This is a genomic window from Nocardia sp. SYP-A9097, assembly GCF_009649815.1.
Lineage (GTDB): Bacteria > Actinomycetota > Actinomycetes > Mycobacteriales > Mycobacteriaceae > Nocardia.
This window is the reverse complement of record NZ_WJIC01000029.1, coordinates 22,322-47,514: the sequence shown is the minus strand read 5'-3', so window position 1 is coordinate 47,514 and position 25,193 is coordinate 22,322. Positions and strand designations below refer to the sequence as shown.

Here is a 25,193-nt window from a genome sequence, read left to right as displayed (position 1 = left end):
ACGTCAGGCTTTGCCGACGTTGGAAACGGGGATCGGTTCTGCCGCTTCCCGCCCTGTCGATATCCGAGCGCACCCTGTTGACGGTGCGTCAGCTGGGTGCGCGTCAATCATGAAGGAGCACATCATGAGTAAGAGCACTCCGATGGATCGCGAGTCGGCCGATCGGATCGATGCAGCCGCCGAACGAGATCCGCAATCGGACACTGCGACAAGCGGGTTCGCTGATCGCGCGGATGCGGCGGCCAGCCGCTGAGCAGGACGACGGCGAGTAGCCGACCCCGGGGTGGGTGGGGGATCCTCCACCCCGCACCTGGTCGACCCTGTCGCTGTAACGCTCGGATGCTGGATCCGCGGTGGAGAGACCACACAGGATTTCGTTCACTGCCTGGAACTGCTCAGCCAGAGCCCGGTAACTCGCGGTCCTCTGGTCACGTTGCCAGCGTCCGGATTCCGTCTGCTATCCCAGAAACGTCCGATCACCACGCCCAGGAGAGCGGCAAGTGCAGCCGATGTCGCGTCCCCACGAACCCTATTCTGCAGGGCCGCAACGTGATCCACACCTTGAATGGCCAGTCTCGAACGGATACAGGCGGCCTTCGAAGCGTCCGAAGTTGCGATTGGCCGAACTTCGCCAACCCAGCGGCTGCCACCGATACCATCGCCTGGAAATCGGCAAGACCGAATTCTTCACGGTGTCAACATCATTCGACAGGAGGGTCTGATTCAGATGTATTTGGGTGGTTGCCTGTGCGGGAAGATCCGATTCCAGGCAGACGCGGACGCGGACTGGCCGCATCTGTGCTCCTGCCCGCACTGCCAGAAGCTGGCCGGTGGCCCGGTCGCGGCGTGGGTTGGGTTCCCGGCCTCGAAGTTCGAGTGGACTTCCGGAGAACCACGCTGGTACAACACTTTCCCGACCACGCAACGCGGTTTCTGCCCCGACTGCGGAAGTCTGCTGGCCGCCCGCGACAGTGTGGGCGAGTTCAAGGATCAGATGGGGGTGACGATGATGGCACTCGACGACCACGCCGGCCTGGTGCCTGTACATCAGTCCTGTAAGGAGAACGCGGTGTCGTGGCTTGCGGTGATCGACACCGTCACCCCGCAAACAACCTGACAATTCGAACCGCACCGGGCGGCTTCCCGAGAGTACGGCGACGGCCCGACTCCATATTGGCAGTCGGGCCGTATTGGCAGACAGTACGTTTGGGTGACTACCGGGCGTTCGGTGTGCAACCTGACCGTACGACCTGACCGCTCTCCATCATGCCGCCGAGCGACCCGATCGGGTCATCGGGGCCGAGCGAGCTGAATGCGTTCTTTTCGGCTGTGACCTGGTCCGGCCCGATTGCCCAGCCGGCCGGGGTGCCTTGGCGCTTGACCAGGGCCGCGCAGGTGTTCTGGAATGTCAGGACTACAACGCATTTGGACTGGCCGCACGCGTCCAACGCGGCGGCTTCCGCAGCCGCCGCGTCAGGGTAGTTCGACGCCCAGCCGTGTTTGTCGAGCTGACCGACCGCGTTCTTGGATATTGCGATTGCGCCGTAGACATCCCCCTCGGCGTTCGCGGTGCCCGCGCCAACCATTGTGAGCGCGGCAATCACCGACAACGCACCCGCAAAGGCAGTTTGGCGTGACAATGACATCTGATTACTCCCCATTTTCGAGATCCTGAGCTTCGCGATCATCGCGGAGCCCATGCCTTTTGTGCAAATCGCCAATTCGTCTGTGCGGCAACCATATTTGTGGTATCGACGGCATGGTCGAGCGGTTTTCGCGACGGGCGCGGATCCGGTCGGCGAGGTCATAGTCATGCCATTTCGAAGCGCGCGTCGGGGCCGTGTTCAGGCGGTCAGCGTGCTCCGAGGACAGCGAGGATGCTGTTTGCCTGGTGGTTGGCGCCGAGTTGGTTCGGGTGGAATGGTGCGGCGGGGCCGACGGGGGTGCTGCTGAAGGGGATCAGGCCTTCGCCCCAGCGCACACCCGGTGCCTGGCAGACATCGTGGCCGTCGCTGGTGGCGTAGGTGTCGACCAGGTCGATATCGGTCGTGTTCGCCACTCGGGCGAGCATGGAGTTCAGTTCGATCAGTTTGTGCCCCAGCCAGATTGCGTCGGGGTCGGAGATCGGGATGGTCGGGAAGCATCCGCCCTCGGTGGTGATGAGCTTCAGGTAGTTCAGCAGCAGGATCCGCGCGTGGGGGAGCGGGCCCGGATGCCGTTGATCACGGCGACCAGCTTCGGCTCGGCGGCCGCGATATTCGCCGACATCCGGTCGCCGCCGCCGGTGACGAAGGAATCCAGGCACGGTGTGGCAGCGGCACTCACCGTCAGGCAGGCCATGACCGTGTCGGCGAGTCCGGCGTCGTTGCCGCCGATCGCCAGCGTCACCAGGTCTGTCTAGGGGGTCAGGTGGTCGAACTGAGCTGGAATCGCCCCGGCGAGTGATTGCGGACCCTCTTGCGGGTGGGTCATATCGGCGGTGACCGCACCGCCACAGGACGCGTCGAAGAACGTCGTGACCGCCAGGGCGGCGGCCACCTGCTTCGCGAAATTGTGCCGGCTCTGAGTGCATCCCACCGGAATGTACTGGGTTGTCATCAGGTCGGGGTTGGACACGACGTCCGCCGCCCAGAATCACCCAGTGCCACATACTCGTTCACGGACCCGGGGGCTGGTGAGTCCTTCGCGGTCTCCCGTGCGTCGGCGAAAGCTGTTGCGGTGGCCAGCGTCGTCAGGACGGTGACGGCCAGGGATATCCGCAGACAGCGCTGTCTGAGGGTCATATATCGAGGTCCTTCCAGGGGAAATCGGCAGGAAGCTATAACTGGTTCCAGTTGAGAGACCACGTTAATATTAGGACAGGCTATAGCGCGCCCTTATCTCGGTGAACAACTGGCCAACCCGGCCTGTTGACCTATTTGTTTCTCTGCACTGTGGCGGTACCAACATTGCCAAAAGAAGAACAAGACGTGCGACTCGCCGCTAACTTATGCGGATTGGAGGATTGGCGGTCAGCACCTCGGCTGTTGCGGCACCCGCGCGTGCGTGTCCTCGCAGGGCAACCAACTCCGGCTAAGGGTAGGAAGCTACGGTTCAAGCTGTCTTGCCCCGCCACAACAGACCTTGGTGCGGTGACAGTGATCCCGCCACAATCGCCAGTTCTTATGAATCGTCGCGGTGATAGCGGTGGTATGGCTATCACTGTCAGGACCGGGTGGCCCCAGTCCTCGGGGTGCGAGGATCTGAGGCCGTCCGCGTCACTCCGACGGTGGTTCCAGCACCGGTAGCGCACCGGATTCGGCTGCGGTCCAGAGGGATTCGCGCAGCTGGGAACAGTGTGGCAACGGGTGAGCGGAGAACACGCTTGCGGTGCTGCGTTCCACGCAGGCCGCCATGGCCGCCGCGTTCCACTGCACGCTCGTCTGTGCCCAACTGCTCTTGCGGGCAAGGACTTCCGCGCCACACTGGCGGCATCGTACCGGCAGCATGGGGCCGTCGAGCAGCCGTTCGTCGGCATGGACGGTCATGACGATGCCTTCTCCGCGTCGGCCTGCCGGGCTATGTTCTCCCGGACCTGCTCGTGCCAGGCTTCGGTCGGCCGAGTGGTGTCCAGTTCGAATTCGAAGCGATCCACCATCTCCGGTTGCACGTCGGCGGCGTCGACGTAGAACTGCTCGTACCAGCGGCGGAGCTGGTAGACCGGCCCGTCCTCCGTACACAGCAGCGGGTTGTCGATGCGCGTCTTGGACCGCCAGATCGCGACATCCTGTTCGAAACCGATCTTCACCCAATCACCGAGTGCGACGGCGGTTTTCATTGCATCCTCGGTGGGCAGCGCCGCCGATTTCTTGACGATGATTCCGTACATCAGGACGAAGGAGTTCTCGTCGATCGGGTAATGGCAGTTGATGAGGACGGTTTGCTGCTCACCACCTCCGTGGTGGTGATAGACGAGGTCGTCGATCATGAAGGAAGGACCGTAATATGAAGCGACGGAAGTGGTTCCGAGCACAGTCGAGTCTTCCCCGGCACCCGGCAGATCCGTGCGAGCGACGCCGTCGAAGTACTGCGTTGCGATGTGTCCCTCGAACACGTTCTTGAAATACGTCGGCAGCGAACCGTGGATGTAGAAGAAGTGCGCCATGTCGACGACGTTGTCGATGATTTCGCGGCAGTTGGTCTGCACCACGGTGGTGTACCAATGCCAGTCGGTCCACTCGTCGCTGCCGGCGCCTTCGATGCTCGGAATCGTGATGTCCGCGGGTGGCTGCTTACCCTCCGGGTCGTTCCAGACGAACAGCATCCCGTCCTGTTCCAGCGTGGTCCACGCCCGCGTGCGGGCCAGGGGCGGCACCCGCTTCGCATAGGGAATCTGCTTGCAGCGTCCGTCACCGCCCCACCGCCAGTCGTGGAATGGGCAGGCGATCTCGTTGTCCTTGACCTCTCCGTCGGAAAGATCACCGCCCATATGCCGGCAGTAGGCGTCGAGTACGTTGAGTCGTCCGTCGCCGCCCCGAAATGTGACGAGTTTGGTTCCGAACGCCGTGATCGAATGCGGCTTGCCGTCGGAGAAATCACGGATCAGGCCCAGACAGTGCCAGCCGCGGGCGAAGCGGGTCGGCACCGCGTCGGCCTCGATCCGGCGAACCTCATCTTGCGCCATTGTCATGTTCACCCTCCTCGGAGTGATCGCATGCGGTGAACTCCGCACTACTTCGGTTCTAACACCGCCGACTACGTTGACAGGCAAGCGATTTCACTGACTGAAGTAGCGCTGACGCCGGTGCGAAACCTGCCACGAACAGGCCCGTCCGAGCGGTGGCTAGTAGGTACGGCCGGGTAGGAGTGACGACGCCGCGACACGTAGTTGTCGCTCGGATATATCCTGCGAGACCCGTTGGCTGAGGCTGGACACCAGGATCCCCCACCAGCTGTAGATCAGCAGTTGGATGCTGTCGTGCACGCCGTCTCGCTCGTCGGCGGGCAGGCCGAGCGTCGCCGAAATGGCTTTGTGCAGCGCGACTTGTGAACCGAGCCAAGGCCGTTCGTTCGGCACGTCCTTCATATAGCCCGCGGTAATGGATCGAACCATTGCCGCGCACAGGTTCGGCGTCTTCAACAGTGACCGATTCATCTCGACCATATTGGTTCCGATATCGGCAATCGGGTCGACGCCCGCGCACAACCAGCGCTCGTCGACGAACCGCAGCACCCGCTCCTCGAATAGCGCGCCGAAAAGGTGTGTCTTGGAAGGGAAGTAGCGATACAGGGTGCCGATGGCAACGTCAGCGGATCTCGCGACATCGGTCATCTGGACGCGGTCCAGATCGGTCGTCGCGCCCAAATCCGCTGCGGCCGTCAGCATTCGGTTCCAGGCTGCCAGCTGTCGTGGCGAAACCGGCGACGCGGGACGCCGCTCCTCGGCTATACGGGCCATGGGCCGGGATTCTCCAACAGTGCGTCGGCGATGGCCCTTGCCGACCTGACTATCAGCGGGGCCACCCGCTCCAGCGTGATATCGACGCCGCCCGCCAGCGAGATCGCTCCGACGGCACCGTGTGGAATGCGCAGTGCCACACCGACGCAGGCGATCCGGCTGTCGTACTCACCTCGTTCGAATGCCAGCCCGCGGCTCGCGCGAACACGTCCGAGCTCGCGGTGTAACCGCTCGACCTCGCCGATGCTCTGCGAGGTGCGCTGCTCGACTCCATTCGGATACTCCGAGTCGATGTACTCGGGGGCTTGCCATGCGAGCAGCGCCTTGCCCAGGGCTGTGCAGTGCGCGGGCGCTCGCCCTCCTACCCGCGACGGTATGTCTTCGGCCGGTCGCCCGCCTACCTTGTCGAGGTAGTACACCTCCGGTCCGTCCAGAACAGCCAGGTGCACAACAAGATTCGAGCGGAGCGCGAGCTCATGCAGTACCGGCGCCGCCGCTGTGCGCAGTGCGCCATGGCCGTTCTCCCGCCCGCCCAGCGCAAGTGAGCGGCAACCCAACCGGTACCCGGTCGAAGTCCGGTCGATCCACTGAAGTCGGATGAGCTGCTCCAGGATTCGATACGTCGTCGAGCGGGGCAGCCGCGTTCGCTGGGTGACTTGGTCCAGCGTGCGGATTGTATGCGGCCGATCGAATTGATCCATGATCGCCGTGATCCGCTCGGCCATCGAGTGCGGCACCAGGTGTTCGCCGCCGGCAGCTGAGCTCAGCATCGAGGTCATGCCACCCCATTTCCCGGAAATGAAATCAATTCTAATTCTACCGGGGCGTGGCGAGGCCGGCGCAAGCATCTCGGAATAGTTCCGCTCAGCGGGAACAGGGCGTCAGCGCACGGGACGGGGCGGAGACACCCGCGCGGTGCCGCGCACCAGTGCGCCCCAGGCGATTTCGACGCAGATCATGGTGGAGATGCCGGGTTCTCTGGTTTTCGGTAGCCCGTCGGCAATGACCGGGAGCGCTGGGTGTCAGGGGGCGCTCGTGGTCTACCGACGTCGCCGTTCACCTGGGGGTTCGCAGTGCCGATGGTGACACGCCTGGAACACGTTTCGCCGAATGGACGGTCGGTGAACCATGATCAATTGAGGCGGCATGGTCCGATGGGAACAGGTTAGGGCTCGAACTTGATAGCGATAGCTAATTACCCGCGGGCGCACCGCATCTCGAACGACGGCCGGAGAGCGGTGTGAGACCCCCGTTCTCGCGCAGCCTGTTTCTGCGCGGTGCGCTCGGAATCGGGGTCGCCGGTGTGGGTTTCGCCGGGGCCACTCGACTGTCTGCCTCCAATGCGGCGCCCGCCCCGGGATCCTTCGGCGGTGACACGGGTGCCTCGGGGAGCGCTTCGGGTTCCGGCTCCGGCAGCGCCGACCCGAAATGGCGTGCGTTGCAAGGCAAGCTGCGTGGGCGGGTGATGTTGCCGGGTGATCTGGAATACCCGGTGGCGAAAGAGGTTTTCAACACTCGTTTCGACAATGAGACGCCGACGGCTGTCGTGCAGGTCGCCGATGCCGGAGATGTGGCCACGGCCTTCGGTTTCGCGGCCGAGAACGATCTCGAGGTGGCGGCGCGGGCGGGTGGTCATTCCTATGCGGGGGTTTCCACGGCAGCCGGATCGCTGATCATCGACGTGCGGCGGTTGCGCGGCGTACGCACCGAAGGCGGGCGGGCTGTCGTATCACCGGGGCACACCCTCTATGAGGTGTATGGCGAACTCGATCGGTCCGGGCGGAGCCTGCCTGCCGGCTCGTGTCCCGGCGTCGGTGTCGCGGGTCTCACCCTGGGCGGCGGATTCGGCCCGGAATCCCGCGCCCACGGCCTCACCTGTGATCGGCTCACCGCCGCCACGCTGGTCCTGCCCGACGGCACCATCACCGATGTGTCCGCCACCGCCAACCCGGACCTGTTCTGGGCGCTGCGCGGCGGCGGCCCGCTGTTCGGCATTGTCACCTCGCTGACCTTCGAAACCATCGAGGCGACCGCGAAAGATGTGGTGCGCCTGACCTTTCCGGGTGAGAACGCGGACCGTGTCATCAGCGGCTGGCAGGAGTGGCTGCGGGCCGCGGACCGCGAGCAATGGGCCAATATCAGCGTGGACGCCGACGGCGCGGGCGGCCTACGCTGCTGGATGCAGCTGGTATGCCCCGAAGGCGAGGGCGAGACCGTCGCAGCCGCGCTCACCGAGGCGATCGGCGTCGCCCCCACCGACACCGACACTCGCACCCTCGGCCACATGGACACCGTCCTGTATCTGGCGGGCGGCACCGCCGATCAGCCGCGCGCCGCCTTCACCAACGGCTCCGACATCGTCTCCGTCCTCACCCCCGACATCATCGGCCGGGTGCTCGAGTCCGTCACCCGGTTCTCCAGCGTCGGCGGCACCGGCTGGGTGCAGATCAATACCCTCGACGGCGCGATCCGCGACCTGTCTCCCACCGCCACGGCTTTCCCCTGGCGCGACCACGCCGCCATCGTGGAATGGGGTGCCTACGAACCGATTCCGCACGCCGCCGCCCTGACATGGCTCGCCGACTCCCACGCCACCCTCGCACCCGATTCGGTCGGAGCGTACGTCAACTACCTCGAGCCCGGCGACCCATTGTCCCGCTACTACGGCCCCAATCACACCCGCCTGGCCCAACTCCGCACCCGAGTGGACCCGAACAATCGAATCCGCTCCGTGCTGACTTCATGACGGTCTGGTGTTCATTTCCTCGAATCGTGCTCGGCGCGAAAGGCTTCGATCACCGGGGCCAGTTCGCCCGCATCGGTGATCAGATCGACATGACCGCCCATGTGCAGGTGCATCGTCGAATGCGGTAGCAGCCGGTTCATGATGCGCGCGTTGCCGATCGGGATGATCGGATCGTCGGTGCCCGCCAGAATCAGGGTCCGCTGGCGGATGAGTGGGAGCGCGAACAGGCTCGTCCACACCGAACCCGCCAGTAATTGATGCAGGTAGCCGACCCGCGATCCGGCCATCAGTTGCCGGTCGAACAGCCGCTCGACAATCGCGGGATCGTGGCGGGCGGTGCCGCCGTACAGCTCGCCGGCGATACGCGCGGCGTAGTGATGATCCAGGAAGCGGCGCGGGGTCAGCATTTCCAGCAGCACCCGCGGCCGTCCCGGAATCATGACCACCCCGGTGCCGGTGGAGACCAGGATCAATCGCCGGCACCGGCGCGGGTACTGGAACGCGTACTGCTGGGCCAGCGCGCCGCCCCAGGAGAGGCCGAGCACATCGACCGGTTCATCGATTCCGAGTTTGTGCAGTGCTCCTCGCAACACCGCAGCGAGATACGGAAACCCGTACGGCAGTGGCGAATTCGGTGATCCGCCGACACCGGGCACATCGAACCGCACCACGGTGGTCCGCGGATCCAGCGCCGCGACGAGCGGATCGAGTACCTCGAGCGCGGCCCCGATCCCGTTGCAAAGCACCAGCGGCACTCCGGAACCCCATCGCACGTGCACTCGGATCTGTTGTCCCAGTACGGCGATGAGCCGTTGCTCGACGGCGTCGGCGGGCAACGGCGTATTCACGGGTAGAGCACTACGACATCGGCGACACAGGCCGGGCGGGTACCGCCGTCGATCTCATAGGTGAGACCGAATACCGCCTCCACCCCGGAGGGCTTCTGTTGTGCGGCAACGAGTGTCACCATCGCCCGCACCTTCGAACCCACCGGCACCGGCGCCGGGAACCGCACTTTGTTCAAACCGTAGTTCAGGGCGGCGGTCAGCCCGCGGATCTCCAGGACTTCGGCGATCACGACGGGCGCGAGGGATAGCGTGAGATAGCCGTGCGCGATGGTGCCACCGAACGGCCCGGCGGCCGCACGCCGCGGATCGGTGTGAATCCACTGATGATCACCGGTCGCCTCCGCGAACAGATCGACCTGCGGCTGGATGATCTCGATCCAGTCGCTGGCGCCGAGCAGCTGTCCGGCGCGGCCGAGCAGATCGGCCGGGGTATCGAGTTGTGTTGTCATGACAGACCTTTCAGTGCGTGAGTACGTATTTGCCGGGAGCCGCGTCCAAGGGCGGCAGTTCGGGAGACCCGAGCGTGGCGGGCGCGTCCCGGTCCGGTCCGCTGCGATCGGCGAGCCAGGCCGTGAAGTCCGGCCACCACGAACCCGATTGCGGCGCTGCGGAATCCACCCATGCGTCCGGATCGGCCTGGTCGGCGGGCCCGATTCGATAGGCGGCCTTGGGATTTCCGGGCGGATTCACCAGTGCGGCGATATGGCCGCTGGTGGAGAGCACGAACCGCAGATCCTTACTGCCCAGCAGTCGCGCACTGCGATAGCACGCCTGCCACGGCGAAATATGGTCGGCGAGCCCGGCGACCACATAGCTGTCGACGGTCACCCGCGACAGATCCACGGGTGTGCCGAGCATGCGCACCGCATCCGGCTCGGTGAGCGAATTGTGCACGCCGAGCATGACCATGTCCCGGTGCAGCGCCGCGGTCATGCGGGTGGTGTCGGCATTCCAGAACAGCACGTCGAACGGTGCGGGTGCGCGGCCCTGTAGATAGTTGTTGACCCAGTACCGCCACACCAGATCGGTGGGCCGCAGCCAGGCGAACACCTCCGCCAGCGCGCGACCGTCCAGATAGCCCTTGCGCGCCGAGACCGCGATCGCCATCTTGGCGGTCTCCTCATCGATGGCGGCCGCGGCGAATCCGGCCCGGGCCTGATCCAGCACGGTGACCATGAGCGTCAGGCTCGCCAGTCGATCGTCCTGCCCGATCTCGGTGAGATGCGCGGCGGTCATAGCCGCGAGAATCCCGCCGGAGCAGGACGCCTGCAAATGCGTGCGTTCGGAGCCGGTGATGCGTTCGACCGCGTCCAGTGCGTCGACGATCGCCTGACCGTAGGTATCGAAATCCCAATCACGCTGGGCGGCAGTGGGATTGCGCCACGAAATGGCGAACACCTGCTGCCCCTGGGACAGGAAGTATTCGATCATGCTGCGGCCGGGCGCGATATCCATGATGTAGTACTTGTTGATCACCGGCGGCACCATGAGCAGTGGAATAGTTCGCACCTGCGCGGTCTGCGGCGTGTACTGGATCAGCTCGAACACCTCGGTGCGCAACACCACAGCACCCGGTGTGACGGCGACATTCTCTCCGAGGGTGAACGCATCCGATTCCACCATGGCGGGAACCCTTGGCGCACCGGCCATATCGGTGGCGAAGCGTCGCAGCCCGCGCACCGCGCTGAGCCCGCCGGTATCTATCAAAGCCTTCCAGCCCAGCGGATTGAGCAGCGGATTATTGCTCGGCGACAGCCCCTCGAGCGCATTGTCGATGACAAAACGCATCCACTGATCGTCCCGCCAGTCCAGATGCGCGTCGGAGAGCAGGCTCTCGGCCGTGTCGGTGGCCGCCAGATACGCCTGCATACTGCGTTTGAGCAGCGGATTACCCTGCCAGGCCGGATCGGTGAACCGCTTGTCCGCCTTGACCGGAGCGCGCTGCGAGCGGCCGCGCACGATATCCACCAGTTCGTGGCCCAGCTCGGAGGCGTGTGCGCCGAGCACTCCGGGGCGGCGTGCCAGTTCTATGGCCAGCCGGTTCCACGAAGTGTTCGGCAGCATGCGCCTGCCGATACCGATGGCCGAACTGGTCAGTAGTAAATCGAGTGGGGCGGCCAGCTCGTCGGCATGGTCGGAATTCGTCACCATGTGCTCACTTCTCCTGATACTCGGGATCTTCGGAGCGCCGATTCATCGCCGGGACGCGAGGTATGTCGTTCTCATCCCGGGTGAGCTCACGGCCGCGCTGCCGAATATCGAGCTGTCGCAGATCGATAGGAGGGGACCCGGTTCCGCGGTCCCCTTACGGGATTGCGTCGATGAGATCGGTGTCCGTGGCGATAAAGGTAGGCCGCTCGTGAGCGGCTGCCATTGTCTCGAGGGGACGAAGAACGCGCCGGTCATTGTCGGTGCGAGGGTGACCGGTGTCTCCGGAAACGACGCCGGACAGCCGGATTCGAAAGGGTGCGGTCAGGACGGCCGGGTGCGCAGCACGGCGCGCCCGTACCAGTGGCAGACCAGCAGCGCGAGTTCGACATCGAGGCGGTCCTGCGTGATCGGCCGGCCCCGGCGGGCGATGGCGCGGCCGATCCGGTACTTCACCGAATTGAAGTGCAGGTCCAGTTCACCCGCCGCGGCTTTGAAACTCGCACCGGTGCGCAGGAATACGCGCAAGGTCTCCCGCAGGCGCTCATCGTTCTCGGTATCCAGGGCCAGATCACCGAGTACCTCGCCCACCCAGTCGCGGGTTTCGGTGAGATCGCCACCCAGTAGCGCCGCCGTGGACAGGCCCGGGTCGGAGGCGGCGACAATCGGATTCGCCAGCCCGCGTACCAGGGCAACCGCCTGGGCGCGCTCGGCATGCCGATGCGAGAGGCGGAACCCCTCGAATCCCGTCCCCGGCGGGCCGATGGCGATTCCGGGCGTTTCGGTTCCGGCTCGTGCGACGTCACGAATGCGTGCGGACAGGTCATGCGGGTCCGCGCGGTACGGCAACCACGCCCAGCCACAGGCGGGTTCGGTGGCGACGAACAGCGCGGGCGCGTCCGCTTCCAGGGTCTGCGCGAGCTCGCGCGCGAACTGCTGGAGCCGTGGAATCCGGTCCTCGTCGGACTCCGGGAACCACAGCACCAGGGCGACGTGATGCCAGCTCAGCGGATACCGGATATCGGTCGAGGCCGCATCGGCGTCCACCGGTTTGCGGGAAGTCAGCAATTCGCGAATGCGCAAGGCGCGCAGGCTGTTCCGATTCTCCAGCCAGTGTTCGCGCTCATCGTCGTAGATGACCACGACCTGTTCGGTGATCCGGTCGATGTAGTCGAACATGATGCCGGTGATCCGTTCGATGGCGGTGACCCGGTCCTCCGCGGGAATCGCCATCTCATGCAATTCGGCGAAGACCAGTTCACTCAGCCGGCGCTGCCCGAGCCGGTAGGCCCGCACCAGCGCATTGGCCGGAACACCCTGGTGCGCAAGGCGTCTGGCGTATTCGACGGCCGCACCCGGAGCCTGGATATGATCGACCGGAATATTGTGGCGCAGCGCGTGCAACAGGGTGTCCACATTGGCCTCGACGCTCGCGCCGAGCAGGTCCACCGTGCGCGGATCACCACGTAGGTCGGCGATGTCCTCCTCGAGTACGGCGCGAATGGCCGCACTCAACTGCGCCACCCGGGCGTTCATTCGGGCGGCGATCGCCTCGACATAGCGGTCCACCGCGACCTCGCTGTCGCGCCGCGCAATCGTCACACCTCCACGGTAGGCCGGTCCGGCGACGGTGGCGGGTGATTCGCGGGGCCGGGTTGTCTTCCCGCGACAACTGCGGGTGCGAACTTCGTTCACGGACGACGGTGGCAGACGGGCCGGTGATTCCTACCGTTGTCGGCATCGTTCCCGCTTCGCAAGGAATCGCTCATGAATCTCCCCGGTCTTCCCGCCCTACCCGATCACCGAGCCGCGGTCCGCCCTCGGGGACCTGCCCTCGCCGATGACGGCAGCGCACTGGACAACACCGGATTTCTCCGGGCGGTGCGGCGGGCCGCCGCGACGCTGCGCGGTTATGACGTCGGTCCCGGTGACGTGGTCGCGGTCCTGTTGCCCAATACCGCCGATCTGGTGGTGACGCTCTTCGCCGCTTGGCGACTGGGCGCGGCCCTCACACCGGTGAATCCCGCGTTGGTCGCCGGTGAGGTGGCCTATCAGGTGACCGACGCCGGGGCGAAGATACTGGTCACCGATCGGGCGTTCGACGGTCCGGTGCGCGCGGTGGTGTCGGTGGACGAGCTGCGCGCCGGTGCACTCGAACCGGACGCCGATCCGATCGACGTGGATGTGAACGCACTGGCATTGCTCATCTACACCAGCGGAACCACCGGCCGGCCCAAGGGCGTCATGCTCGATCACGCCAATCTGCGATCCATGTGCGACATGGTGATCGGTGCGCTCGCACTGACCGCGGCCGATCACAGTCTGCTCATTCTGCCGCTGTTCCATGTCAATGGGATCGTCGTCAGCGTGCTGTCGCCGCTGCTGGCGGGCGGGCAGACCACCGTCGCGGGACGGTTCGATGTGAAGACATTCTTCAGCAGAGTCGAAAGCTCGCGTGCCACCTACTTTTCCGCGGTGCCGACCATCTACACCATGCTGGTCGAACTGCCCGCCCAGGTGCGCCCGGATACCTCCTCGCTGCGTTTCGGTATCTGCGGCGCGGCACCGGTGAGCGTCGAGCTGCTGGCCAAATTCGAAGCCCGATACGGTATTCCGATCATCGAGGGCTACGGGCTCTCCGAGGGAAGCTGCGCCAGTACTCTCAATCCCGTTGCCGGACAGCGGAAACCGGGCACCGTCGGCCTGCCGTTGCCGGGCCAGCGCATCCGGATCGTCGCGGCGGACGGCACCGAAGCGCCACGGGGAGAGACCGGCGAGGTGCTCATCTCCGGCCCGAATGTCATGCGCGGCTATCTCAATCGGCCCGAGGCCACCGCGACCACCATTGTGGACGGCTGGCTGCACACCGGCGATATCGGCCGAATCGACCAGGACGGCTACCTCATCCTGGTGGACCGAGCCAAGGACATGATCATTCGCGGCGGCGAGAACATCTACCCCAAGGAAATCGAGACCGTCGTCTATCAGCTGCCCGAGATCGCCGAAGCCGCGGTGGTGGGCAGACCCGATCCGGTCTACGGCGAGCAGCCGGTCCTCTTCGTGTCCCTCACCGGCGGAGCGGAGCTGGATACGGACGCGATTCGCGACCACGCCCGCACCGGATTGGCGAAATACAAACTGCCCGTGTCGATCCGGATTCTCGGGGAGCTGCCCAAGAACGCCGTCGGCAAGATCGACAAACCCGCGCTGCGTCGGCTCGACGCCCGAACACGCTGAACCACAGCATTTCTCACCGGCAAGGAGTGAAACATCATGGGATTCACCACACCCGATCTGCCCGCCGTCGAACCGGAGTCGTTCCTGCGGCTGCCGCTCATGGAGCGCATGCGAATTCTCGCGGTGAACTGGGCCGAACACGGCTTCGGCTCACCGCGCATGGTGCACACGATCTACATCGCGAAACTGATCGTGCTGTACGCGTTGGGTGGCATCATCATCGCCACCGCGACCTCGCAATTGCCCGCGTTCTGGCATGTGAGCCAATGGTGGAATCAGCCCATCGTCTATCAGAAGGCGATTCTGTGGACCGTACTGCTGGAGAGCATCGGGATCGCCGGATCGTGGGGGCCGTTGGCGGGCAAGGTGAAACCGATGACCGGTGGCATCCTGTTCTGGGCGCGGCCGCGGACGATTCGGCTGCGGCCCTGGAAATGGGTGCCGTTCACCGCGGGGGATCGACGCGGCTGGTTCGATATCGGACTGTATGCGGCGCTGCTGATTTCGGTCGCCGTGGCCCTGTTCTCGCCTGGCGTGCACAGTGATTCGCTCTCGGCGGCGGTCCCGGGCAATACCTCCGGCCTGGTGAATCCGGCGCTGCTGATCGCACCGATCGTGCTGCTCATTCTGAATGGGCTGCGGGATAAGACGATATTCCTGGCCGCGCGCGGTGAACAGTATCTTCCCGCGCTGTTCTTCTTCGCGGTGCTGCCGTTCGTGGACATGATCATCGCGTTGAAACTGCTGATCGTCGTGGTCTGGGTGGGTGCGGGCGTATCGAAATTCGGTAAGCACTTCTCGCTGGTGGTGCCGCCCATGGTGAGCAACAGTCCCTTGGTGCCGTTCGGATGGGTCAAACGCGCGCATTATCGCGACTTCCCGCGTGATCTGCGGCCGTCCCGGATCGCGGATCTGATGGCGCATATCGGCGGGACCACCGTCGAGGTGATCGTGCCGCTGGTGCTGCTGTTCTCCCATAACCATTGGCTCAGCGTGGCGGCGGTCGCGGTAATGGTGATCTTCCACCTGTTCATCGTCTCGACCTTCCCGCTCGCGGTGCCCCTCGAATGGAATGTGCTCTTCGCCTACGCGTCGATATTCCTGTTCCTCGGCTTCCCGAACCAGAATGGCTACGGCCTGTTCGATATCTCCTCGCCCTGGCTGGCCGCCGCGCTCCTCGCGGGACTGCTGTTCTTCCCGATCCTGGGCAATTTCCGGCCCGACAAAGTGTCGTTCCTGCCCTCCATGCGGCAGTACGCGGGCAACTGGGCCTCGGCCGTATGGGCGTTCGCGCCGGGCGTGGAGGGCAAACTGGATCGGGTGACGCGCACCGCCAAGAACCAGGTCGACCAATTCATCGAATTCGGTTACGAACCGCAGTGGGCCGAGGTCACCATGCAGCAGGTGATCGCATGGCGCACCATGCACAGCCAAGGCCGCGGACTCTTCTCCGTACTTTTGCGCACCCTGCCCGATATCGACACCCGCACCGTGCGCGAGGGCGAATTCCTCTGCAATTCGTTGATCGGCTTCAATTTCGGCGACGGACACCTGCACAATGCGGACTTCGTGGCCGCCGTCCAGCGCGAGGCCCGCTTCGAGCCCGGTGAGGCGGTCATCGTCTGGGTCGAATCGCAGGGCTGGGGGAGCAAGGTGCAGCACTATCAGGTCATCGACGCGGCCCTCGGGGTGATCGAACGCGGCACCTGGGTCGTGGCCGATGCCGTCGCCGAACAGCCCTGGCTGCCGAACGGACCCATCCCGCTGACGGTCACCTGGACCGCGTCCGACCCGAAACCGGTCCGCCACATCGAGATTCGCGACGAGCAGAACCATGAACGCGGAGCGCTGGCATGACCACCGCGACCGTCGTCGGCGGCGGGCCCAATGGACTCGCCGCCGCGGTGACCCTGGCCCGCGCGGGCGTGCGGGTCACTCTCCTAGAGGCCGATGATGAGATCGGCGGCGGCACCCGCACCGTCGAGGGGATCGTGCCGGGACTGCTGCACGATCAATGCTCGGCGGTGCACCCCATGGCGGTGGGGTCGCCGTTCCTCGCGGAGCTGGGCCTGGAGAACTACGGGTTGTCCTGGCGCACACCGGAAATCGACTGTGTGCATCCCCTCGAGGACGGGCGCGCCGGAGTGCTGTATCGATCGGTCGAACGCACCACCGAGGGTCTGGGGCGAGACGGCCGACAGTGGAAACTGCTGTTCGACAAGCCATCTCAGCGCTACGACGCACTCGCGCAGGACATCCTGCAACCACTGCTGCGCGTACCACGCCATCCGCTCACCCTGGCCCGGTTCGGTGCCCCGACCCCGCTGCCCGCGTCCGCGCTGGCCCGGATCTTCCGGACCGAGGAGGCCCGCGCACTGTTCGGTGGCGTTGCCGCACATGCCTTCCGGCCGCTGCACCTGCCGATGACCTCCGCCATCGGAATGGGCATCCTGACCGCGGGCCATCGCTACGGCTGGCCCGTCGCCGCCGGTGGATCGCAGGCCATCACCCGGGCGCTGGCGGCGCTGCTGGCCGATCTCGGCGGCAAGATCGAAACCGGGGTGCGGATCGAAACCGTCACCCAGTTGCCACCCGCCGATATCACCATGTTCGACCTGGCCCCCGAAGCGGTCGCCGCCATCCTCGGCGACCGGCTGCCCGCGCGAATCGCACACGCCTACCAGAACTTTCGCCGAGGACCCGGCGCGTTCAAAGTCGATTTCGCGGTCGCGGACGGCATCCCCTGGACCAACCCGGCGGCCCGCCGCGCCGGAACGGTGCACCTCGCCGGACCCTACCGGGAACTCGCCGCCGCCGAACGTGACATTCACGCCGGGCGGCTGCCCGAACGCCCCTTCGTGCTGGTCGGACAGCAATACCTGGCCGATCCGCAACGCTCCGCCGGAGACATCCACCCGATCTGGGCCTACGCCCACGTACCGAACGGTTTCACCGGCGACGCCACCGAGGCGATCACCAGCCGAATCGAACAATTCGCCCCCGGCTTCCGCGACCACATCATCGGCCGAATGGTCCGCAGCACCACCGAATTGGCCACCCACAACCCCAATTTCACCGGCGGCGACATCATGACGGGCTCGAAGGACATCCCCCAACTCGTTTTCGGCCCGCGAATCACCCTGTCCCCCTACACGATCGGCATCCCCGGCATGTACCTCTGCTCCGCCGCCACCCCGCCCGGCCCCGGTGCCCACGGCATGTGCGGGGCCAACGCCGCACAGCTGGCGCTGAACCACCAGCGGCACTAGGTCATTTGACCAAGGGTGTTCAGTAATGGTTGCCCACCCCATGTCGTCCATATGTCGCTGCGGTCGTCCACCACCCACCAACCCGAAAGCTGGTGGCGGCCACGGCAATAACGCTCAGCATCCACAGACCGATGTCCATGATTCACCTCCCGTATTCTGCAGTGCGCATGCACTGTATGAGCGCGGCGAAGACCGCTGTGTCCCAAGGGGTTGCGTCGGCGCCCGTGAGGATCGCATCCAACAGCGGTGCGTGGACCAGACTTCCGGGTCCGTAGTGTCCGGTTGCCCGCGCGCTCGCGATTACGGCGTAGACGATGATCGCGTAAGCCTGCGGACGAGGCGTGACGAGTGCGCTGTCGGAAGCTTCGAGCTGCCGCAGCCGATTTTCGACCGCCTCGATCACGTCGACCAGAACGCGGATCTCGTTCTCGCGCAGCGGATCCCTGTCCTGTGTGGACGCCGGGTGGGGAAGATCGAACATTGCTGAAACCTCCCGTGATTCCAGGGCGCGGGGGAGGGGAGAGGTGCTCCGCCTGTACCCGCTGCCGTCGTACTCACAACGACAGGCACTGCCGCCGAACGTCCGCAATGCGATTGCGGATTTCCATCGGAGATTTCATGTTTTCCCAGCAGCGTTTCCGCAAACGGTGCCAAACTGATTCCACTCCTGCCGTCGAATCATTCCGTCTACCAGGGGGTAACAACGATGGCCGACGAAGACAGCACCCTGCCCCGGCGGCAACTCGGGCGATTTCTCCGTCAGTACCGGGACGAGATCGGCCTGACGATGGCTCAGGCGGCCAAACTCGTCGAGATCGGCACGACCACTCTGCATCGGCTCGAGAAGGGTACGGCCGATAAGGTGCGCATCCGCATCATCGGGCACCTGTGTGAGATCTACGAGCGGTCCGCTGAGGAGACCTCAGCGCTGAAGAGCCTGGCAGAACAGGCGGCGGTCAAGACGTGGTACCAGGAATACAACGACCTGCTGCCCGGCAACTTCGATGATTACGTCGAACTGGAAGCCGCAGCGCAGCAGCTGATTTCGTATCAGGAACTCGTTCCCGGACTGATGCAGACGGCTGACTACGCCCGGACGATGATCCGGAACTACTTTCCCGATGAGTCAGACCGAGATATCGACCGCCGGGTGGAATTGCGGACGCGGCGGCAAACGATCATCAAACGAAAGACCGAACCGGTCGGGCTCGACGTCGTGCTCCACGAAAGTGCGCTACGGCGCGCCGTCGGCGACACGAATGTCATGGCAAACCAACTGTGGCACTTGGCAGATGCGAGCAGCTGGCCCAATGTCGAGGTGCGGATACTGCCGTTCACCGCAGGCATACCGATGGGTCTGCTGCCAGGTCCGTTCGTCATCCTCGACTTCCGGCGCGATGGCAGAGGGCGCGCGGTGGAACCCACCGTCGTCTACATCGAGAGCGTCATCACCGCGAACATCTACTTGCAGAAACCGGCCAACGTGGAGCGCTATCGTGCGGTATCCACCGCATTGCACGATGCTTCGCTGAACCAGGTGGACAGCCGAGCATTGTTGCGGCACATAGCAAAGGAGTACCAATCGTGAACGTGAACGCTGACGACGTCGTGTGGTTCAAGAGCACCCACAGCCAGGGGGGCTCGGAATGTGTGGAAGTCGCCTGGCTTGAGGGTGGCAGGGTCGGCGTCCGTGACTCGAAGAACCCCACCGGCCCAGCACTGACCTTCGCCCCTGCCGAATGGTCTGCCTTCACGACCGGGCTCATCGACGGTGAATTCCTCCGCCCGCCGCGCGCCTGCTGAAGTCCGCCTAGGCGGCGCGCAACTGCGCGAAGGCCGTCGCCCAATTCTCGTATTGGTGAACGGATTTCCCGGCTCAGGCAAGACCACCCTGGGCACCGCGGTGGCCCGAACCATGAACGCCTGGTTCCTGTCCAAAGACACCATCAAGGAGGCGTTGGCCGGCTGCCTCGAAAACGCCGCCGGGATACCGGAACTCGGCGGGATCGCCATGGACACGATATGGAGCCTGGCTCAGACATCACCGGTCGACTTGGTCATCGATTCCTGGTGGTTCAAGCCACGTGATCTCGCCTTCGCACAGGCGGGCATCGAGCGGACAGGCACTCGCCGTGTCGTCGAGATCTGGTGCGAGGTCCCCGCCGAAATTGCGAAAGCACGCTACGCGTCCCGTCAGCGGCCTGCCCTTTACCAGGACGAGCAACGCTTGGCCCAACACTGGAACAACTGGGCAACCCACGCCACTCCGCTCGGGGTGGCACCCACCCTCATCGTCGACACCACACGCCCCGTCAATCCCACTCACGTCGCTGCACAGATCAGGGCTGTATCCAGCTGACAGACACCGCAATTGCGGCATCGACCCTCCCGCCCGCGTACAGGTCCTTGCACGCACTATGCGGCTGCTGAGTGCGTTGTTCTGTCCACCTCGCGCCTTGTGCTGCCCGCGACCGTGTCGGGCAGCTATGGTTCGCCTCGCTGTTGATCACGATGGGCGGGAATGGAGTTCGGCGTGGGCTGGAAAATGAACGGGTTGATTGTCGAAGGATCGGTGGATCCGGCTCGACTTCCAGGTCGGCCACGCGACGCGAGCGAGACCGTCGACGTAGACACTGTGTATGAGCGTCCCTGCGACTACGGGATGGCCGTAGTCGGCGGGTGGACCTTCATCGCTGACCCTCAATTCCGGGTGAGCTTCAACGATGATGCGGTGCAGGAGATTTCAGATAGGGGTCGAGCTCTGGCATGGGTGACCAACAGCGCTTCCACGGTGCACGGATTCGCCTGGTACGTCGACGGAGCGCCTCTGCGTCGAATCGTCTTTGCGGAGGGGGAGGTCGTCGATGAGAGCGGGGAACGGATTCCCGAGGAAGACTCGGCGCCGGAACCTCTGAGTGAGGACTATGTCTTCGAGATGATGGTGCGATTGACCGGACAGGGCTGGAGCGACGGTGGCGAGGCTCTGTACCGCGTCTGGACTTGCGCTGAATAGTGCGGTGCTGACGGACCGGGTCTCTGACGGCTGTTGACACACTCATCGGCAAGAGCGTGCGTCGCCAAGGCCGAAATGATCTCGGCACGTTGATCTTCGAGTCCGCCGAGTGGCCGCTTCGAACCGCGCGACTCGCGGCATGAGAGTGCGAATTTTGCGAAATTCAGGTATGGCCGCGGCTACTCGGCCGGGTCGAGATCATCGCAGTCATTCTCGTCTTCCCCGTTGTTCGCCCAGACGTAATAGCGCGGATTCACGAGGGACACGCTCACAGCGGCCGGAAGGCGCGTGCGGTAGTGGAATCGGTTGCGGTGTCGATGATCTCGCCGAGCACCGCCCGCACGGCGGCGATCTGATCCGCGCCCACCCGTGCGGTCAATCTCCGCTCGTAGTCCGCGTGGAAGGTCCGGACGGTGTCGAGCATGTCGCGCCCGCGCTCGGACAGATGCAGCAGTTTGGCACGCTTGTCATTCGGGTCGGCGCGGCGCTCGATATAACCCTGCCGGACCATCTCATCCACCACCTTGGCCGCACCCTGCGCGGTAATCCCCAGGTGCTCGCCCAATTGGCTCGCGGTGAGCGCGTTGTCCGCGAGTGTGCGCAGCACGTACCCGTACGACGCGCCCAGCACCTGATGTCCGTGCCCGGCCAGGTGTGCGTGCAACTCCTGCACGAACCCCTGGTAGGCCTGCCCGAGCAGTACGCCGAAATCCATACTTGACTCCCTTCGCTCCAATATGTTCAACTCAAGTTGTACACCACAGTTGAACACCTTGGTTGAATATCAGGAGTAGAGCATGCCACTCATCAAATCCGCCGACGCACCCACCTTCCGGGCCCCCCTCATGACCGCCGTCGGATTGGCCGCTCCCAGCCGGGGCTCCAGCGAGAACAGCGTGTGGCGATTCACCCTCGAAGCGGGCAATCCCGGTCACGCACACGCGGTGTCGCGTGAGGAGATCTTCATCGCGCTTTCCGGGCGGGCGCAGGTGATCATCGACGGCGAGACCGGCGAGCTTTGCGCCGGGGACGCCCTGGTCATCCCCGCGCACACCGTCTTTCACCTGAGCGTCCCGGGCGATGAGCCGTTCGAGGCGGTGGCGGTGCTGCCGGTCGGCGCGTACGCCCAGGCCCCCGGCGGCGATCGCGTCAGCCCGCCCTGGGCTCAGTAGTCCACGTACACAACCTCATTCACACCGCACAGGAGAGACCCATGCCGCTCATCACCGCCGCCCAGGCCCCGCGATTCGAGAACGACCACGCCGACTTCGTCGGCCTGGCCGCCCCCAGTCGCGGTTCCACCGAGAACTGTGCCTGGCGGCTCAGCATCAAACCCGGCGTCGACGCCCCGCCGCATGCCCTGGACCGCGAGGAGATCTTCATCGCGCTCTCGGGATCGATGATCGTCACTATGGGCGACGAAACCCTCACCGTCGCAGCGGGAGACGCCCTTATCCTGCCCGCGTACCAGCAGTTCGCCATGGCCAACCCGAACGCCGAACCGTTCGAGGCGATCGTGGTGCTGCCCGTCGGCGGGCAGGGACTGATCCCCGGTCAGCCGCCGGTCACCGCACCCTGGGCGCGGTGACACCCGGCGCACCTACTGGTAGGCGAAAACCGCTCGTGCGAACTCATCGTGCTCAACCGCGCGGACGAAGGCCGAGTACTCGAGCTCGTCGAAGAACAGCACCACCATGCCCGCCGATCGCGCCCACTCCGGTGCCTCACCGAATTCGTACAGCCCAGGGTACTCCTCGGCGAGAATCGAGTTTTGTTGCGCGGCAATGGTATCGGTGCGGTAGTCCCGGAAAGGGCAGATCAGATCGCGAACCGCAAGCCGCGAGGATACTTCCCACACCCGAGCGTCCTCGGCAGATGATCCAGGTAGGCACGAGCTCACCCAGTTCTGGCCCTGTAATCGGCATGAGCGCGCACTGCCGGCGGCCGGGAGGGCGCTCTGGCCGTTGATCTTTCGCAGGCCCGCGCTGGCCGCTTCGGACCGCGGCAATACAGTGTGTTCGCCAAACACGCCCAGGAAGACAACTGCCATCGCCGATGGCCTCGACTCACCCGGCATCGCCCGCGTAACCTCGTCCGGCGATGGTCATTGCGCTGGAATACCTCGCAGCACTAATCGACTGATAGAGCCTGTCGACTCGGAACCGTTCGTGGTGAGCGTGCGTCGAATCTGGTTATAGGAGACGTGATTGCGATGGGGGCCTCGCACCGGAGATGGTCAGCAAACGATGGAACATCGCCCTTGTCCCCGGCGCGGTCACCTCTATGTTGCCGAGTTGGATACGGGCACAGGGGTTGTCGACGTGCCGACGTCCACCCAAGAATCAGGCGACATTTCTAACGGCCATCGCCCGGCTCCAGGGGGCGAGGTGACCGGCGTGAGGCAATGGCGACTGTTTCGCGACACCGCGGCCACCCAAAGCGCACTCCGGCCCTGTGAGCTGCTCTCTCGACTATGAGCACCTGCGTGTCCTGTCGGCGTGTGCTGCTCGGTTACAGCGATCGCCGGTTCGCCGCGGTAGTGGGCTCGTAGGGTTGGTCGGATACCTTCATTTCGATCTGATTAGGGCACCTATGACCATTACCGAGTCTCAGTTGTCGAAGGGCCAGAACGCGCCGATAGCCGTCACCGAGGTGACGATCGCGCTACGGACCCCTGCCGCCGCGGATTTGTCGGCGTTGCTGGTCACCGCGAACGGCAAGGTCCGCTCCGACGCTGATTTCATATTCTTCAATCAGCCTGTGGGGCCCGGTGTACAGCTTGCCTCGGGAACTCCTGGCGCACTGCATATCTCGCTCGGGCAGATCCCGCACGATATCGATCAGGTCCGCGCGGTTCTCACCCTCGAGGATCCGGAGGCTACGTTCGGTGGATATCAGGCACCCATCGCGACACTCAGTGACCGCACAGGGAAACTGTTGTGCGAGTATCGAATCGACGGACTCGGCCCCGAATCGTTAGTAATCGCAGTCGAACTGTATCGGCGTGGCGCCGGTTGGAAGGTGCGCGCGGTCGGGCAGGGGTATGCCGGCGGATTCGCCGCACTGGTCACCGATCACGGCGTGACGGTCGATGACGATCCCGCCTCCTCCCCGCCCCCGACATCTGATGCCGTAGCCATTGATCGCGGGGGAGTGCGCACCGTTGCGGGGGAGCAGAAGCTCTCCCTCGACAAGCGCCAGAAGCTGGACCTTCGCAAACGCGAGGTGGCGAAGGTCTTACTTGCCAAAGGCGCCGACGGGGTACGTGCTCGAGTGCTGTTGGTCATCGATAAGACCGGGAGTATGTCCGAACTGTATAAGAAGAAAGTCGTCCATCGAGTCGTGGAGCGGATGATCCCCGTCGCGATCCAACTCGATGACGATGGCGAGCTCGAGCCCTACCTGTATGGATCCCGATTTGCGAAGCTGCCCAACGTTCGTGTCGACACGGCGGACTCCTGGTGTGCGGAGTTCATTCATCTCGGTGGAGTGCACGGCGGCATCGACTACAGCTCGATCGGTGGATACAACGACGAAATACCGGTCATGACAGAGATTTTGAATGTACTGCGCCCCGGTGGTGATCCGACGCTCGTCCTGTTCTTCACCGATGGCGGCTTTCACAAACGGGGACCCATCACCACGTTGATGCGCGCTGCGGCAGAGTACCCGGCGTTCTGGCAGTTCATCGGGTTGGGGCGCAATGACTTCGGTGTCCTCCGCAAGCTCGACACACTCACCGGTCGCAAGGTTGACAATGCGGGATTCTTCGCGATCGCCGACATCGACCGCATGAGCGACGAGGATCTTTACTCGAAACTGTTGAGTGAGTTCCCCGATTGGCTGCGAGCCGCGCGTGCCGCGCATGTTTTGCGTTGACATGGTCCCCGATCCCAATGCGGTGGAATTGTCACAAAATCGGGCCGTTGCCGTACGCATCCCGCGTCAAGTCGGCGATGGTCAGGAACAGTTCAGTCTTCCGTCGAAGGCGCCGATATCGACATCGCATCCATGGATACCATCAGCCGACTAGCAGTCGTGCGGCTACCCGAGATGGCCTCTGCCCGTGGATCTTCCGAGGTGCCGCGCTGAGCGGTTCGGTCAATGCGGGGTGATATCGGTCGACCGTTCGCAGTCGGCGGCCGAGGTTCACGGTCAGCCGGTCGTCCGCGGAACGAGAACCTCCACCCGGACGTCGAAGAGAAAGGGTATGCCGGCGCGGCTGGTCGTCCACCACGGGCTGACTGTAGCGATGTCGCCGTTGATCTCTTCGATCGAGCATTGAATGTAGGTCGGGCGTGGGTAGGTCGATGTCGGCAGCAGGTCGGCGCCGAAGATGGCGCTCTTGTCGACCAGACAGTGGGGTCGACCGTTGGCATCGACAAATTCGACCAGGACCAACCCCGGCTGTGGTTCATCGCAAAGCCAGTGGTTCGCAGTGGCCGGTAGCTCGCATTTGTCGCCCGTGGCCCAATTCGCTGTCATGGCAGGACGA

The 25,193-nt window shown here is 64.4% G+C and carries 29 protein-coding genes; 13 read left to right on the top strand and 16 right to left on the bottom strand.

Annotated features, from left to right (window positions below):
- Positions 1-124: 124 nt before the first annotated feature.
- Positions 125-253 (top strand): hypothetical protein, encoded by a 129-nt coding sequence (locus GFY24_RS43130; RefSeq protein ID WP_255458810.1) that lies wholly within the window; start codon positions 125-127, stop codon positions 251-253.
- Between the two features lie 474 nt (positions 254-727).
- Positions 728-1,117, top strand: coding sequence for a GFA family protein (locus tag GFY24_RS34275; protein ID WP_153809268.1), 390 nt, complete (start codon positions 728-730; stop codon positions 1,115-1,117).
- Between the two features lie 97 nt (positions 1,118-1,214).
- On the opposite strand, the gene GFY24_RS34270 is transcribed toward GFY24_RS34275, so the two are convergent.
- The 8 genes from GFY24_RS34270 to GFY24_RS34235 all read right to left on the bottom strand — a co-directional run bounded on the left by GFY24_RS34270 (position 1,215) and on the right by GFY24_RS34235 (position 6,207).
- Positions 1,215-1,688, bottom strand: coding sequence for a DUF4189 domain-containing protein (locus GFY24_RS34270; protein WP_194853131.1), 474 nt, complete (start codon positions 1,686-1,688; stop codon positions 1,215-1,217).
- A gap of 164 nt (positions 1,689-1,852) precedes the next feature.
- A complete protein-coding gene (locus GFY24_RS34265) occupies positions 1,853-2,059 on the bottom strand; it encodes a hypothetical protein (protein ID WP_153809266.1) in 207 nt (68 codons plus the stop codon).
- 116 nt (positions 2,060-2,175) lie between these two features.
- Complete coding sequence (locus GFY24_RS34260) at positions 2,176-2,388, bottom strand: hypothetical protein (RefSeq protein ID WP_153809265.1); 213 nt, start codon at positions 2,386-2,388, stop codon at positions 2,176-2,178.
- A gap of 9 nt (positions 2,389-2,397) precedes the next feature.
- The gene (locus tag GFY24_RS34255; RefSeq protein WP_153809264.1) at positions 2,398-2,616 is read right to left on the bottom strand and encodes a hypothetical protein; all 219 of its coding nucleotides are present in this window, start codon (positions 2,614-2,616) and stop codon (positions 2,398-2,400) included.
- Positions 2,617-3,257: 641 nt separating this feature from the next.
- Positions 3,258-3,527 (bottom strand): ferredoxin, encoded by a 270-nt coding sequence (locus tag GFY24_RS34250; protein ID WP_153809263.1) that lies wholly within the window; start codon positions 3,525-3,527, stop codon positions 3,258-3,260.
- Positions 3,524-4,669, bottom strand: a complete 1,146-nt coding sequence (locus GFY24_RS34245; protein WP_153809262.1) for a Rieske 2Fe-2S domain-containing protein — start codon at positions 4,667-4,669, stop codon at positions 3,524-3,526. Before GFY24_RS34245 ends, GFY24_RS34250 begins: the two co-directional genes overlap by 4 nt.
- A gap of 153 nt (positions 4,670-4,822) precedes the next feature.
- Positions 4,823-5,437, bottom strand: coding sequence for a TetR/AcrR family transcriptional regulator (locus tag GFY24_RS34240; RefSeq protein ID WP_153809261.1), 615 nt, complete (start codon positions 5,435-5,437; stop codon positions 4,823-4,825).
- Positions 5,425-6,207 (bottom strand): IclR family transcriptional regulator, encoded by a 783-nt coding sequence (locus tag GFY24_RS34235; protein WP_228566927.1) that lies wholly within the window; start codon positions 6,205-6,207, stop codon positions 5,425-5,427. The genes GFY24_RS34240 and GFY24_RS34235 overlap by 13 nt, the downstream gene beginning before the upstream one ends.
- A gap of 470 nt (positions 6,208-6,677) precedes the next feature.
- Here GFY24_RS34235 and GFY24_RS34230 point away from each other — a divergent pair, with 470 nt between their 5' ends.
- Positions 6,678-8,183 carry an FAD-binding oxidoreductase gene (locus GFY24_RS34230; RefSeq protein WP_153809260.1) on the top strand — a complete coding sequence of 502 codons (1,506 nt, stop codon included), beginning with the start codon at positions 6,678-6,680 and terminating at the stop codon, positions 8,181-8,183.
- Between the two features lie 11 nt (positions 8,184-8,194).
- Here GFY24_RS34230 and GFY24_RS34225 read toward each other — a convergent pair whose 3' ends face one another.
- The 4 genes from GFY24_RS34225 to GFY24_RS34210 form a co-directional block, all read right to left on the bottom strand.
- A complete protein-coding gene (locus tag GFY24_RS34225; RefSeq protein WP_309231661.1) occupies positions 8,195-9,031 on the bottom strand; it encodes an alpha/beta fold hydrolase in 837 nt (278 codons plus the stop codon).
- On the bottom strand, positions 9,028-9,480 hold the full coding sequence (locus tag GFY24_RS34220; protein ID WP_153809259.1) for a MaoC family dehydratase: 453 nt from the start codon (positions 9,478-9,480) through the stop codon (positions 9,028-9,030). Before GFY24_RS34220 ends, GFY24_RS34225 begins: the two co-directional genes overlap by 4 nt.
- Before the next feature lie 10 nt (positions 9,481-9,490).
- On the bottom strand, positions 9,491-11,182 hold the full coding sequence (locus tag GFY24_RS34215; protein WP_153809258.1) for an alpha/beta hydrolase: 1,692 nt from the start codon (positions 11,180-11,182) through the stop codon (positions 9,491-9,493).
- 321 nt (positions 11,183-11,503) lie between these two features.
- Positions 11,504-12,781 (bottom strand): helix-turn-helix domain-containing protein, encoded by a 1,278-nt coding sequence (locus GFY24_RS34210; protein ID WP_309231660.1) that lies wholly within the window; start codon positions 12,779-12,781, stop codon positions 11,504-11,506.
- A gap of 165 nt (positions 12,782-12,946) precedes the next feature.
- On the opposite strand from GFY24_RS34210, the gene GFY24_RS34205 reads away from it, so the two are divergent.
- From GFY24_RS34205 to GFY24_RS34195, 3 genes are read left to right on the top strand one after another with little or no spacing between them, the layout of a single operon-like run.
- Positions 12,947-14,416 (top strand): class I adenylate-forming enzyme family protein, encoded by a 1,470-nt coding sequence (locus GFY24_RS34205; protein ID WP_153809257.1) that lies wholly within the window; start codon positions 12,947-12,949, stop codon positions 14,414-14,416.
- 36 nt (positions 14,417-14,452) lie between these two features.
- Complete coding sequence (locus GFY24_RS34200) at positions 14,453-16,273, top strand: DUF3556 domain-containing protein (protein ID WP_153809256.1); 1,821 nt, start codon at positions 14,453-14,455, stop codon at positions 16,271-16,273.
- Positions 16,270-17,685, top strand: a complete 1,416-nt coding sequence (locus tag GFY24_RS34195) for an NAD(P)/FAD-dependent oxidoreductase (protein WP_153809255.1) — start codon at positions 16,270-16,272, stop codon at positions 17,683-17,685. The genes GFY24_RS34200 and GFY24_RS34195 overlap by 4 nt, the downstream gene beginning before the upstream one ends.
- A 142-nt stretch (positions 17,686-17,827) precedes the next feature.
- On the opposite strand, the gene GFY24_RS34190 is transcribed toward GFY24_RS34195, so the two are convergent.
- Positions 17,828-18,166 carry a hypothetical protein gene (locus GFY24_RS34190; protein WP_153809254.1) on the bottom strand — a complete coding sequence of 113 codons (339 nt, stop codon included), beginning with the start codon at positions 18,164-18,166 and terminating at the stop codon, positions 17,828-17,830.
- Between the two features lie 225 nt (positions 18,167-18,391).
- On the opposite strand from GFY24_RS34190, the gene GFY24_RS34185 reads away from it, so the two are divergent.
- The 4 genes from GFY24_RS34185 (at position 18,392) to GFY24_RS34170 (ending at position 20,698) form a co-directional block, all read left to right on the top strand.
- Positions 18,392-19,273 (top strand): helix-turn-helix transcriptional regulator, encoded by an 882-nt coding sequence (locus GFY24_RS34185; protein WP_153809253.1) that lies wholly within the window; start codon positions 18,392-18,394, stop codon positions 19,271-19,273.
- Entirely contained in the window at positions 19,270-19,488 is a 219-nt protein-coding gene (locus tag GFY24_RS34180) for a DUF397 domain-containing protein (protein WP_309231659.1), read from the top strand. Before GFY24_RS34185 ends, GFY24_RS34180 begins: the two co-directional genes overlap by 4 nt.
- Positions 19,489-19,543: 55 nt before the next feature.
- Complete coding sequence (locus GFY24_RS34175; protein ID WP_309231669.1) at positions 19,544-20,044, top strand: AAA family ATPase; 501 nt, start codon at positions 19,544-19,546, stop codon at positions 20,042-20,044.
- 162 nt (positions 20,045-20,206) lie between these two features.
- Complete coding sequence (locus tag GFY24_RS34170) at positions 20,207-20,698, top strand: DUF6461 domain-containing protein (protein WP_153809251.1); 492 nt, start codon at positions 20,207-20,209, stop codon at positions 20,696-20,698.
- Between the two features lie 268 nt (positions 20,699-20,966).
- Here GFY24_RS34170 and GFY24_RS34165 read toward each other — a convergent pair whose 3' ends face one another.
- Positions 20,967-21,413: a MarR family winged helix-turn-helix transcriptional regulator gene (locus tag GFY24_RS34165; protein WP_153809250.1), complete on the bottom strand. Its 447-nt coding sequence runs from the start codon at positions 21,411-21,413 to the stop codon at positions 20,967-20,969.
- 82 nt (positions 21,414-21,495) lie between these two features.
- On the opposite strand from GFY24_RS34165, the gene GFY24_RS34160 reads away from it, so the two are divergent.
- Together GFY24_RS34160 and GFY24_RS34155 are read left to right on the top strand one after the other, a co-directional pair.
- Complete coding sequence (locus GFY24_RS34160) at positions 21,496-21,870, top strand: cupin domain-containing protein (RefSeq protein ID WP_153809249.1); 375 nt, start codon at positions 21,496-21,498, stop codon at positions 21,868-21,870.
- Between the two features lie 41 nt (positions 21,871-21,911).
- Positions 21,912-22,286: a cupin domain-containing protein gene (locus tag GFY24_RS34155; RefSeq protein ID WP_153809248.1), complete on the top strand. Its 375-nt coding sequence runs from the start codon at positions 21,912-21,914 to the stop codon at positions 22,284-22,286.
- Positions 22,287-22,298: 12 nt separating this feature from the next.
- Here GFY24_RS34155 and GFY24_RS34150 read toward each other — a convergent pair whose 3' ends face one another.
- Positions 22,299-22,556 (bottom strand): hypothetical protein, encoded by a 258-nt coding sequence (locus GFY24_RS34150; protein WP_153809247.1) that lies wholly within the window; start codon positions 22,554-22,556, stop codon positions 22,299-22,301.
- Between the two features lie 734 nt (positions 22,557-23,290).
- On the opposite strand from GFY24_RS34150, the gene GFY24_RS34145 reads away from it, so the two are divergent.
- Positions 23,291-24,577: a VWA domain-containing protein gene (locus GFY24_RS34145; protein WP_153809246.1), complete on the top strand. Its 1,287-nt coding sequence runs from the start codon at positions 23,291-23,293 to the stop codon at positions 24,575-24,577.
- Between the two features lie 276 nt (positions 24,578-24,853).
- Here GFY24_RS34145 and GFY24_RS34140 read toward each other — a convergent pair whose 3' ends face one another.
- A complete protein-coding gene (locus tag GFY24_RS34140) occupies positions 24,854-25,183 on the bottom strand; it encodes a hypothetical protein (protein ID WP_153809245.1) in 330 nt (109 codons plus the stop codon).
- Positions 25,184-25,193 lie beyond the last annotated feature (10 nt).